Source organism: Vibrio neptunius (assembly GCA_019339365.1).
Classification (GTDB): Bacteria; Pseudomonadota; Gammaproteobacteria; order Enterobacterales; family Vibrionaceae; genus Vibrio; species Vibrio neptunius.
In genome coordinates this window covers 3,542,144-3,553,809 of record CP079859.1, presented here as the reverse complement: position 1 = coordinate 3,553,809, position 11,666 = coordinate 3,542,144, and the positions used below count along the sequence as shown (strand labels likewise).

The window sequence follows — 11,666 nt, the reverse complement described above, 5'->3', positions numbered from 1 at the left end:
AATCCTTATTATAAATGGCCTGTCTTTTTATGATTGTCAGAACCTGATTTGCATCTTTCAGTCTAGTGAAAAGATCAAACATTGCTCATTAGTAAGTTTGTGATAGATACAAATAAAGAGGAGTTTCAAAAATGTGAAACTCCAAATAATACGATATTGCTCAATACCTTAGAGCTTGATACATCAAGGAGGTAGTGACCTCCTTGATGAACAAAGAGAGGTTACTTAAGTAGGCCTACTTCTTTGTAGTATTTCTCAGCACCTGGGTGTAGAGGGATAGAAAGACCAGCTTTGACCATGTCTTCTTTCTTAAGGTTTGCAAACGCAGGGTGCAGACGCTTAAAGGTATCAAAATTTTCGAATACAGATTTTGCCACGTTGTAAGCAACATCGTCTGAAACATCAGTCGTTGTCACCATAGTCGCGGCAACACCGAAGCTGTTTACGTCTTTATCTGTACCACGGTACATACCCGCTGGGATTGTACTGAATGCGTAATATGGATTGTCAGCGACGATCTTGTCGATTTGCGGGCCAGTTGCAGAAATTAGCTTCGCATCACATGAAGTGGTTGCTTCTTTGATTGATCCATTTGGATGGCCAACAACATAAACGAACGCGTCGATTTTGTTATCACACAGAGCTTGTGAACGCTCAGAACCTTTTAGTTCAGAAGCAAGCTTGAAGCTGTCGTTAGTCCAGCCCATGGCTTCCATTACCACACCCATAGTCGCACGGTCACCAGAACCTGGGTTACCGATGTTTACGCGCTTGCCTTTCAGGTCAGATACGTTTTCTATACCAGAATCAGCACGAGCGATGATGTTGAATGGTTCTGTGTGTAGTGAGAACACTGCACGTAGCTTTTTGTACGGGCCTTGTTCAGCAAACTTACTTGTCCCGTTGTATCCGTGGTACTGCCAATCAGACTGAACGATACCAAAGTCCAGCTCTCCAGCACGAATAGTGTTGACGTTGTAGATCGAACCACCAGTCGACTCCACAGAACAACGAATATTGTGATCTTTACGGCCTTTATTAACCAGTTTACAAATCGCGCCACCAGTCGGGTAGTAAACGCCCGTTACAGAACCTGTACCAATCGTAATGAATTCTTGAGCGTTAACCGCGCCAGCACCCACTACAGCAGCTGCAATAGCACCAACTTTGATAAGTTTGTTCAATGCCATGAATTTCCCTTCCTTTATCCATTATTAACCCAGAGCAAGTGTAGTCACTATGGGAGTTTCCTATTATGGAAACGGCATCTTTTTCAATCCGTATGTTGAAAAAGTGGCAGAATAATACCAAATAATCGGCACATAATTACACAATTGTTAAAAAATATAGCGATTTTGGCTGCATATTGAACGAAAAATTAACCTAAATTAGCAGGTTAAACCATCGTTGAATCAATGGTTTAGAATAATACGTATTTGGATGAAGAGATTTGTCGAAGATGTGATTTGAGTCACAAGGAGAGTGACCTCAAGTGACTCAACAACAGGGAGTGATATCTGAAACTTATCCAGTATATTCAAATAGTTCACAGACTGAATTGAACAATTGTTCCGTCGTTATATTTAGGGTCGGAGTAATGAAAATGGTGTCATCTCCAGCGACGACACCGAGTATGCCTTCTGATTTACCCAGTGAATCGAGTAAACGAGCAATTAACTGAGCGGCGCCTGGTCCAGTATGAATCACGACTAGGGCATTGTTGTGGTCAATATCTAGAACCAACTCACGCAGCGAGCTCGATACTGTCGGCACACCTAACTCCGCTGGCAGACAGTAAACCATTTCCATCTTGGCATTGCGGGTACGAACAGCACCAAACTTGGTCAACATACGGGAAACTTTGGACTGGTTAATGTTTTCGAAGCCTTCATTTTTCAGAGCCTCGACAATATCCCCTTGGGAGCCAAATCGTTCCTCTTTGAGCAATGCTTTAAATGCACGGACGAGGTTATCTTGTTTTTCTGAATGACGCATGGTTCTCTTTCAGCCGTTGTTTTTATAAAAATCAAGTGAATATTCTCGCATAGCTATGCATATTGTGCCAATGCGATCCCTAAATCTGTCTAACATGTCACTGTAAACAGGGGAGAGGTATTGCAACTTTATTATTGCTTAACCCTTTGTCAATAAAGGTAAATATGAGGATAATAAACACTTGTATGTAGTATGTTGTTACTGTGTTGCGCAAGGTCGCAAAGCTGACGTTAATTGATTGTAATCAGTATGTGATTGCTATAGCTTTGGACAGCGTTGATTTCAAATCACCCCAAGACTTATAAAGAGATCCATCTCAAGGAGAACTACGATGAAAGTAGCCGTTATTGGTGCCGCTGGAGGCATCGGTCAAGCCCTAGCCCTTTTACTTAAAAACCGCCTTCCTGCAGGTTCAGATTTAGCACTTTACGACATCGCTCCGGTTACTCCGGGTGTTGCTGCTGATCTAAGCCACATCCCAACGCCTGTATCAATCAAAGGTTATGCGGGCGAAGATCCAACGCCAGCACTTGAAGGTGCGGATGTTGTTCTTATTTCAGCGGGTGTTGCACGTAAGCCTGGTATGGATCGTGCGGACCTATTTAACGTCAACGCTGGTATCGTTAAGTCTCTTGCAGAGAAAATCGCTCACGTTTGTCCTAAAGCGATGATCGGTATCATCACTAACCCAGTCAACACGACCGTGCCAATCGCGGCAGAAGTTCTTAAGAAAGCGGGCGTTTACGATAAGCGTCGCCTGTTTGGTGTAACAACTCTGGATGTTATCCGTTCTGAAACTTTCGTTGCGGATCTAAAAGATAAAGATCCAGGTGAAGTGCGTGTTCCTGTTATCGGTGGTCACTCTGGTGTAACGATTCTTCCTCTGCTTTCTCAGGTTGAAGGTGTTGAGTTCACTGCAGAAGAAGTCGCTGCATTGACTAAGCGTATCCAGAATGCGGGTACTGAAGTCGTAGAGGCAAAAGCGGGTGGCGGCAGCGCAACGCTGTCTATGGGTCAGGCGGCGTGCAGATTCGGTCTTGCTTTAGTGAAAGCACTTCAAGGTGAAGACGTAGTTGAGTACGCTTACGTAGAAGGTGATGGTGAGCATGCGCCGTTCTTCGCACAACCAGTGAAGCTGGGTAAAGATGGCGTTGAAGAGATCCTGAGCTATGGTGAACTGAGTACATTCGAAAAATCCGCACTTGATGGCATGTTAGAAACACTGAACGGCGACATCCAAACGGGTGTGGATTTCGTTAAGTAAGCCATAAATTAATATTATAAAAAGTCGACTTTTGAGTCGGCTTTTTTGATCCTTTTTATCTCTCAGGTTGTAAATAGGTAAACAACAAGGGGAGATGGATATGGATATTACTGAAATCGAAAAAGGTATGCTGGTGGAATGTAAACAGGGCGTTGGAAGAGTCTTGGCCGTTGATAAGAAGAACCATGCGATTCTTATTGAGGCGCGTGATTCTCATCAGCAGTTTGCTGCTGACATCAGCGAATTAATGGATGATCCACAACTGCATATAGGTTGTGACAAATATTATTGATTTTCTAGCGTAAAAAAAGCGAGCATTAAGCTCGCTTTTTTATGGTATTCGAAAATTACTTACGAACAGCAATCGCTTCAATTTCGATACCTACATCTTTAGGTAGACGAGCCACTTCTACACATGAACGAGCAGGGTAGTTTGACACATTATGCTCATCGAAGAATTGACCATACACTTCGTTAACTGTGCCAAAGTCATTGAGGTCTTTGACGAAAACCGTCATTTTAACGATGTCAGTAACAGACAAGCCAGATGCTTCAACCACCGCTTTTACGTTATCCAGAGACTGACGAGCTTGCTCAGAGATGTCTGCTGATACTTCACCTGTTGCAGGGTTTACCGGGATCTGACCTGAGGTCAGTACCATGTTACCTAGGTCTACACCTTGTACATATGGGCCAATAGCAGCAGGAGCGGATTCTGTATGAAGTACTTTAGTCATTATTATGTTCCATCTGTTGGGGTTAACGTAATTAAGGGAAATCAGTGTGCCGTGAAAGCTCGGCGGCGTAAAGAAAAATCCCTGCTAGCAGAGAGCAGGGATAGATAATTTATGATTAATAGATGATTAACGCTCAGTGACGATTTCTCGTGAGAAGACTTTTTCACAATACTTACATTTTAATCGAACGTTATCTTTCTTCTCGAATACTTTAAAGCTAGTTTCTACAGGTTCATCGTGGGTAATGCAGTTACTGTTTGGGCATTCAAAGACGTTGTTGATCTGTTCTGGTAAATCGAGAGCCAGCTTCTTCACAACCTCGTAGTTTTCGATTTGGTTAACTGTGGCATGTGGTGCGTACAAGGCAAGTTTGCTTGCCTGCTCTTCAGTGATAAAGACATTTTCAATCTTAAGCAGGTCTTTATGGCCGAGGGCCGAAGACGGCAAATTGAGGCCAACAGTGACGCGCTGCTCTGACTTATCCATTGAAAATAGTTTGAGAACTTTAATACCAATCTGAGCTGGGATGTGGTCAATAACGGTGCCGTTTTTGATTGCTTCAACCTGCAATTGAGTTTCTTTAGCCATGATGATTCTCCCGATTACAGTGATTGGTTTAAAACAAGGGCAAGTAGGGCCTCACGCGCATAGACGCCATTTTCAGCCTGTTCAAAGTAATAGGCGTGTGGCGTTTTATCGACGTCAACCGTGATTTCATCCACACGAGGCAGTGGGTGGAGCACTTTTAGGTTGTCGCGCGCACCTTCTAGCAGGGCTGCAGTGAGGATGTAGGCAGATTTGATGTGCGCGTATTCCGACTCATCAAAGCGTTCTTTCTGAACACGGGTCATATACAACACGTCCAGCTCAGGGATGACAGTTTCCATGTCCGTATGCATGCTGTATTCAATGCCAGCTTCATCCAACTCTTCACAAATATAATCTGGCATCGCCAGTGCCTCTGGAGCGATGAAGTAGAAGCGAACATTGTTAAACTTTGCTAGGGCCTGTGTCAGAGAGTGAACAGTACGGCCATATTTCAGGTCACCAACAAAGGCAACGTTGAGGTTATCAAGACGGCCTTGTGTTTCGGCAATTGAGAACAGATCGAGCAGAGTTTGTGTGGGGTGTTGGTTCGCTCCGTCACCCGCGTTGATGACCGGTACACCACTGGAGAATTCAGAAGCTAATCGTGCAGCGCCTTCCTGTGGATGACGCATAACAAATGCATCGACATAAGAAGAGATAACCTGAACTGAGTCAGATAAGGTTTCTCCTTTTTTGGCTAGCGAAGTGTTACCGCCATTATCAAAACCAATCACGCTGCCACCGACACGTTGGATAGCGGTTTCAAAAGACAGACGAGTACGGGTAGAGGGTTCAAAGAAGCAGCTGGCAATCACCTTATTCTTGATAAGCTCAGGATTAGGCTCTGCTTTGAGTTGACCTGCGGTTTTGACAATCAGTTCCAGCTCTTCACGAGAAAGCTCAGGAATTGAGATAATGTGCTTGTTATAAAGCGTGTTCGTCATAATCATCGTCCCATCTGCAATTTAGGCAATAAAAAGCCTCCCAATAGGGAGGCTTTAAAAATCGGTGGAAATAGTAAAAAGACCAGCCAGTAAGCGTTTTGGCTTACCTAATGTAAATCGTTTTGTAGAACACGTTTTACGTGGCATTTGGTCACTACCTCCAGACAAATTGCCGAGCATTATACGCTGAAGATTTGTTAACGCAAGCGATTACATCGAAGCTTTACTGTGCAATTTTTGTTGGTGTTATGAACCGAGTGTTGCGACCATCACAGCTTTAATCGTATGCATACGGTTCTCTGCTTCATCAAACACAATCGAGTGGTCAGACTCGAACACTTCTTCAGTCACTTCTAGACCATTCATTCCGTATTTGTCGGCTACTTCCTTACCTATGGTGGTTTCATCATTATGAAATGCCGGTAAGCAATGCATGAACTTGACTTGCGGGTTACCGGTTTTATCTAGGGTTTCCATATTCACTTGATAAGGCTTCATTTGAGTAACTCGCTCATCCCAAGCTTCTGGAGCTTCGCCCATCGAAACCCACACGTCAGTATACAGGAAGTCGCAATCTTTAACCCCTTGATCAACGCTTTCAGTCAGCGTGATTTTTGCCCCTGTTTGTAGAGCAATCAGTTGGCAGTTTGCCACCAGTTCCTTTTCTGGCCAGAAAGCTTTAGGGGCGACAAGACGAATATCCATGCCCATTTTGGCAGCCCCCACCAATAGAGAGTTACCCATGTTGTTGCGTGCATCGCCTAAATAAGCAAACTTGATTTCATGGAGCAGCTTACCGCGACCGTGTTCAATCATGGTGAGAAAATCGGCCAATATTTGAGTGGGGTGAAATTCGTTGGTCAAACCGTTCCAAACAGGTACACCAGCGTATTGCCCCAGCTCTTCTACGACTTCTTGGCCGAACCCTCGGTATTCAATCCCGTCATACATTCTGCCTAATACACGCGCGGTGTCCTTCATCGACTCTTTGTGACCGATCTGTGAACCGGATGGGCCGATGTAAGAAACTTGTGCGCCTTGATCGAAAGCGGCTACTTCAAATGCGCATCGGGTGCGAGTAGAGGCTTTTTCAAAGATCAGGGCGATGTTTTTACCAACGAGCTTTTTCTGTTCTGTGCCCGCGTATTTTGCCTTCTTAAGATCCGCAGATAGATCGAGTAAAAACTGAATCTCTTTTGGGGTGAAATCGAGAAGCTTAAGGAAATTTCGGTTACGTAGATTGAAAGCCATGCTTCAGTCCTTCATTGCTCATTATTTTAATAGGACTAGTTAAACATAGTTAAGTGCTGTTTGTGAATAATTATTTCAATAAAATGGCGGGATGTAAATAATATCCCGCTTTTTTGATTATAAATTCTCTTCTGCAAACTCAGCTAGACGGCTGCGAACGACGCCATTTAGGTGGACATTAGCGCTGCCTTCGAAGTTCTTGAAGCGCTCCACCATGTAAGTCAATCCTGAGGTAACAGGGGTGAGGTAGTGGGAGTCAATCTGCGCCAGGTTACCCGAGCAGACTATCTTAGTGCCTTCACCACAGCGAGTAATGATGGTTTTGATTTGCGAAGCGGTCAGGTTCTGACACTCATCCAGTAAGACAAACGCGTTTTGGATTGAGCGGCCACGCATAAAGTTTATCGACTTAAACTGTATATTGGCTTTGTCACAGATGTACTTCAATGAGCCTTCAGTACAGTGGTCGTGCTTATGTAGCGCTTCCAGTGTGTCCGTTACCGCCGCTAACCAAGGCAGCATTTTTTCCTCCTCACTGCCAGGCAAGAAGCCAATCGATTCGCCGATATCTGGCGTATTACGTGTGACGATGATCTTGTCAAACATACCGTGTTCAATGGTTTGCTCTAAAGCGGACGCCATAGCAAGTAGCGTTTTACCACTGCCCGCAGCCCCCGTTAGAATCACCAAATCAATATCAGGATCGAGTAAGGCATCTAACGCCATGCCTTGATAAATGTTCTTCGGCGTGATGTCCCACGCTCGACGATGCATCATACGCTCGCGGCTGAGATCTTTCAGTGTTACCTTGTCAGGGGTGATGTCTTCCACTCGCCCTGCGAAATCACTCTCTTCATCAATCACATACTGATTAATGTAAGTTGGTTCAAAAGGCTCTCGATCTAGGGTATGGAACGTGTGACCACCAAGGTTCTTACTCTCGACCTCATCAATATTGCTCCAGAAGTCACCTTCGATTTGTTGGAAGCCTTTAGTTAGGTACTGAACGTCATCAATTAATTGATCAGTACGATAGTCTTCAACGAAGCGAACGCCTGCCCCTTTGGCGCGTAAGCGCATATTGATGTCTTTGGTGATCAGAACCACTTCACGTGGTGCTCGTTTGTTCTGCAGATAAAGTACCGCATTAAGAATGCGATTATCGCCGGCTTTGTCTGCAAATGCCTTAACAGTCTCTTGCAGTTCAAAATCGGCGAGAATAGAGATATGGCCGGTATTTTCCTTATCTCGATTGATGGGAATGCCTTCAGAGATTTCATCTGGTGTGGCGTCTTTGAACATAGCTTCCATGGCGCGGATGGCCACTCGCGCATCGCGGGCAACGTCGCGTTTGCTGTCTTTGATTCGGTCGAGCTCCTCGAGGACGGTCATTGGAATGACCACGTCGTGTTCTTGAAAGGAATAGATGGCTAAAGGTTCATGAAGAAGGATGTTGGTGTCTAGGACAAAAAGTTTCCGATCCGTGTCACCCATAAGCGTCTCCCTTGCCGTGATGCGGCTTGTTTGCCATTCACAATCGCTTGTGATGATGGCCTACCTGCGGTTGTTTGCAGCATGTCGCTAAGTCGCTCAGAGATCGCTGTCGGTTAGCTGATATGCTACAAACCCGTATTGATCGTCATCCGAAACAATGCATCTCTCGTGCCAGTCAAAACATTGACACCATCGTCTGCATTCTCACCTGTGAGTATAAGTCAGATTTCCAACTCTCTTTTTTAGATTTGCCACTCTTTTCTTACACTTTGATGTCATGCAAAAGATAGAGAAAAATTTGTTGGTTTTTGAGGTGTTTGTGCGTGACCAATATCACAGCTTCGAGTAATATGAGCGACCTTTTTGGCGTGACTGCTGACCATTTACTTCCCCGTCAGTTGCCTTTCAAGTCACGCAAGAACAACTAAGATAAATAGACCCATTTTTGAATTAAACAGATGAGGTAGTCGATTCATGACATTTGCTTTGGGCCAGCGCTGGATCAGCGATACAGAAAGCGATTTAGGTTTAGGGACTGTAGTAGCACTGGATGCTCGCACTGTGACACTTATGTTTGCAGCTTCAGAAGAGAACCGAGTGTACGCTCGTAATGATGCGCCTGTTACCCGAGTAACCTTTAACGCTGGTGATGTCGTTGACAGTCAGCAAGGTTGGTCACTTAAGATTGAGCAAGTGGTCGAGGACCAAGGTCTGTTTGCCTACATCGGCACCCGTGAAGACAGCGGAGAGCAAGAGGTGATGCTGCGCGAAATCATGCTCAGCAATCAAATTCGTTTTAACAAACCTCAAGATAAATTGTTCGCGGGTCAAATTGACCGAATGGACAATTTTGTGCTCCGTTATCGTGCATTGATGAACCAATATGAGCAGCATAAAAGCCCGATGCGTGGTCTGTGTGGCATGCGTGCGGGTCTGATCCCGCATCAGCTATACATTGCTCATGAAGTCGGTCGTCGTCATGCGCCTCGCGTTTTATTAGCCGATGAAGTGGGCCTAGGTAAAACCATTGAAGCTGGGATGATCATCCACCAGCAGGTGCTGGCTGGCCGAGCGGAACGTATCCTGATTGTGGTACCGGAAACGTTGCAGCATCAATGGTTAGTGGAAATGATGCGCCGCTTCAATCTGCACTTCTCTATTTTTGATGAAGAGCGCTGTATTGAGGCGTTTGCCGATTCAGATAACCCGTTTGATACTCAGCAGTATGTACTGTGTTCACTGGATTTCTTACGCAAGAGCCGCAAGCGTTTTGAGCAAGCGCTCGAAGGTGAGTGGGACTTACTGGTTGTTGATGAAGCTCACCACTTAGAATGGAGTCAAGAAAAACCAAGTCGTGAGTATCAGGTGGTTGAAGGGCTGGCAGAGCGTACCCCAGGCGTACTCCTTTTGACCGCAACCCCAGAACAGCTAGGACGTGAAAGTCACTTTGCCCGTCTGCGTTTGCTCGATTCAGACCGCTTCTATGACTACCAAGCGTTTGTTGAGGAAGAAGAGCAATACGCGCCAGTAGCGGATTCAGTGAGTGCGCTTTTCTCCGGCCAACAGCTCGAGAATGACGCTAAAAATCAGATTACTGAATTGTTGTCTGAGCAGGATGTTGAGCCTTTATTCCGCATTATTGAAAGCGATAGCGAAGAAGAAGCTAAAGCCGCAGCTCGTCAGGAGCTGATCGACAACTTGATGGACCGCCATGGTACCGGACGCGTGCTGTTCCGTAACACTCGTGCAGCGATTAAAGGCTTCCCGGTGCGCAACGTGAACCTACTGCCAATGCCGATACCTCAACAGTACACAACGTCTATGCGCGTATCGGGCATGATTGGTGGCAAAATCAGCCCAGAAGCACGTGCGCTGAAAAATCTGTACCCAGAAGAAATCTTCCAAGAGTTTGAAGGTGATGATGCTAGCTGGTGGCAGTTTGATTCACGTGTCAATTGGCTGATTGAGAAGATCAAACAAAAGCGCAGTGACAAGATCTTGGTTATTGCTTCTCGTGCTAGCACAGCGCTACAGCTAGAGCAGGCGCTGCGTGAGCGTGAAGGTATCCGTGCCACCGTGTTCCACGAAGGTATGTCGATTCTGGAACGCGATAAAGCGGCCGCTTACTTTGCGCAGGAAGAGGGTGGCGCTCAGGTCCTTATCTGTAGTGAAATTGGCTCAGAAGGTCGTAATTTCCAGTTTGCAAACCAACTGGTGATGTTCGATTTGCCGTTCAACCCCGACTTACTTGAGCAGCGTATTGGTCGTCTGGACCGTATTGGGCAGAGTCGTGATATTGATATTCACGTTCCTTATCTGGAGCAGACTTCACAGGCGATTCTGGCGCGTTGGTTCGATGAAGGTCTAAATGCGTTTGCTGAAACTTGCCCGACAGGTCGCGCGGTGTATGACAAGTTCTCTGATCGTTTGATTGAAATGCTCGCTTCAGGTGACGTTACCGAACTCGATGATGTGATCAGCGAGTCTGCTGCGATGAATAAAGAGCTTAAATCTCAACTTGAGCAAGGGCGTGACCGTTTACTGGAAATGCATTCCAATGGTGGTGAAAAAGCGCAGCAGATAGTCGATAAGATTGCGGCTACCGATGGTGATACCAATCTAGTGACGTTTGCGTTGAGTCTGTTTGATACCATTGGCCTTAATCAGGATGATAAAGGGGAGAATGCCTTGGTGGTGACGCCATCTGAACACATGATGGTGCCAAGTTATCCTGGTCTGCCTTATGAAGGTGCGACGATCACCTTTGATCGTGAAACGGCGTTGTCTCGTGAAGACATGAACTTCATCAGTTGGGAGCACCCTATGATTCAGGGTGGTATCGACTTATTGATGAGTGAAGGCGTTGGTGCAACGGCAGTATCTTTACTAAAGAACAAAGCGTTACCAGTAGGCACCATGCTGCTTGAATTGGTATATAAAGTTGATGCTCAGGCGCCAAAGCGCAGTGGTATCAGCCGTTTCCTGCCGACAACACCAATCCGCTTGATGTTGGATGGCAAAGGCAGTGACTTATCTCAGCAGGTTGAGTTTGAAAGTTTTAACCGCCAGCTTAGCCCGGTAGGCCGTCATATGGCGACCAAACTGGTGTCGTCAGTTCAGGCTCAGGTTCATCAGATGATCACCGCAGGTGAAGCGTTGATTGTCGAAAAAGTCGAAGCCGTACGTGCAGAAGCGCAACAAGAAATGCAGGCGAGCTTGAATGCAGAGCTGGAACGACTGCAAGCATTGAAAGCGGTTAACCCAAACATCCGTGATGAAGAACTGGCGGCGATTGAAGCGCAAATTAAAGAGCTGAGTGGCTACATTGCTCAAGCTCAATATCAACTTGATTCTCTGCGTATGATCGTTGTATCTCACAACTGATTTACGTCA

At 45.7% G+C, this 11,666-nt stretch carries 10 protein-coding genes; 3 read left to right on the top strand and 7 right to left on the bottom strand.

Going from position 1 to position 11,666, the window contains the following annotated elements; translation table 11 throughout:
- Positions 1-221: 221 nt before the first annotated feature.
- Positions 222-1,190, bottom strand: a complete 969-nt coding sequence (locus KW548_16455; protein ID QXX06595.1) for a TAXI family TRAP transporter solute-binding subunit — start codon at positions 1,188-1,190, stop codon at positions 222-224.
- A 334-nt stretch (positions 1,191-1,524) separates the two neighbouring features.
- Complete coding sequence (argR, locus tag KW548_16450; GenBank protein QXX06594.1) at positions 1,525-1,995, bottom strand: transcriptional regulator ArgR; 471 nt, start codon at positions 1,993-1,995, stop codon at positions 1,525-1,527.
- 331 nt (positions 1,996-2,326) lie between these two features.
- Here argR and mdh point away from each other — a divergent pair, with 331 nt between their 5' ends.
- Positions 2,327-3,259 carry a malate dehydrogenase gene (gene mdh / locus KW548_16445; protein QXX06593.1) on the top strand — a complete coding sequence of 311 codons (933 nt, stop codon included), beginning with the start codon at positions 2,327-2,329 and terminating at the stop codon, positions 3,257-3,259.
- 100 nt (positions 3,260-3,359) lie between these two features.
- Positions 3,360-3,551 (top strand): hypothetical protein, encoded by a 192-nt coding sequence (locus tag KW548_16440; protein QXX06592.1) that lies wholly within the window; start codon positions 3,360-3,362, stop codon positions 3,549-3,551.
- Between the two features lie 55 nt (positions 3,552-3,606).
- On the opposite strand, the gene KW548_16435 is transcribed toward KW548_16440, so the two are convergent.
- From KW548_16435 to KW548_16415, 5 genes are all read right to left on the bottom strand, one after another.
- On the bottom strand, positions 3,607-3,996 hold the full coding sequence (locus KW548_16435) for a RidA family protein (protein ID QXX06591.1): 390 nt from the start codon (positions 3,994-3,996) through the stop codon (positions 3,607-3,609).
- Between the two features lie 126 nt (positions 3,997-4,122).
- Positions 4,123-4,584 carry an aspartate carbamoyltransferase regulatory subunit gene (gene pyrI, locus KW548_16430; protein QXX06590.1) on the bottom strand — a complete coding sequence of 154 codons (462 nt, stop codon included), beginning with the start codon at positions 4,582-4,584 and terminating at the stop codon, positions 4,123-4,125.
- A 14-nt stretch (positions 4,585-4,598) separates the two neighbouring features.
- Complete coding sequence (gene pyrB, locus KW548_16425; protein ID QXX06589.1) at positions 4,599-5,528, bottom strand: aspartate carbamoyltransferase; 930 nt, start codon at positions 5,526-5,528, stop codon at positions 4,599-4,601.
- Between the two features lie 246 nt (positions 5,529-5,774).
- Positions 5,775-6,779: an ornithine carbamoyltransferase gene (locus tag KW548_16420; protein QXX06588.1), complete on the bottom strand. Its 1,005-nt coding sequence runs from the start codon at positions 6,777-6,779 to the stop codon at positions 5,775-5,777.
- Between the two features lie 117 nt (positions 6,780-6,896).
- Positions 6,897-8,273 (bottom strand): PhoH family protein, encoded by a 1,377-nt coding sequence (locus tag KW548_16415; protein QXX06587.1) that lies wholly within the window; start codon positions 8,271-8,273, stop codon positions 6,897-6,899.
- A gap of 474 nt (positions 8,274-8,747) precedes the next feature.
- Here KW548_16415 and rapA point away from each other — a divergent pair, with 474 nt between their 5' ends.
- Positions 8,748-11,657, top strand: coding sequence for an RNA polymerase-associated protein RapA (gene rapA / locus KW548_16410; protein ID QXX06586.1), 2,910 nt, complete (start codon positions 8,748-8,750; stop codon positions 11,655-11,657).
- The last annotated feature ends 9 nt before the right edge of the window (positions 11,658-11,666 follow it).

Coding starts and splice junctions, on each gene's coding strand:
- KW548_16420 (QXX06588.1), bottom strand. CDS start 6,779: ATGGCTTTCAATCTACGTAACCGAAATTTCCTTAAGCTTCTCGATTTC.
- rapA (QXX06586.1), top strand. CDS start 8,748: ATGACATTTGCTTTGGGCCAGCGCTGGATCAGCGATACAGAAAGCGAT.
- KW548_16415 (QXX06587.1), bottom strand. CDS start 8,273: ATGGGTGACACGGATCGGAAACTTTTTGTCCTAGACACCAACATCCTT.
- argR (QXX06594.1), bottom strand. CDS start 1,995: ATGCGTCATTCAGAAAAACAAGATAACCTCGTCCGTGCATTTAAAGCA.
- pyrI (QXX06590.1), bottom strand. CDS start 4,584: ATGGCTAAAGAAACTCAATTGCAGGTTGAAGCAATCAAAAACGGCACC.
- KW548_16435 (QXX06591.1), bottom strand. CDS start 3,996: ATGACTAAAGTACTTCATACAGAATCCGCTCCTGCTGCTATTGGCCCA.
- KW548_16440 (QXX06592.1), top strand. CDS start 3,360: ATGGATATTACTGAAATCGAAAAAGGTATGCTGGTGGAATGTAAACAG.
- KW548_16455 (QXX06595.1), bottom strand. CDS start 1,190: ATGGCATTGAACAAACTTATCAAAGTTGGTGCTATTGCAGCTGCTGTA.
- pyrB (QXX06589.1), bottom strand. CDS start 5,528: ATGACGAACACGCTTTATAACAAGCACATTATCTCAATTCCTGAGCTT.
- mdh (QXX06593.1), top strand. CDS start 2,327: ATGAAAGTAGCCGTTATTGGTGCCGCTGGAGGCATCGGTCAAGCCCTA.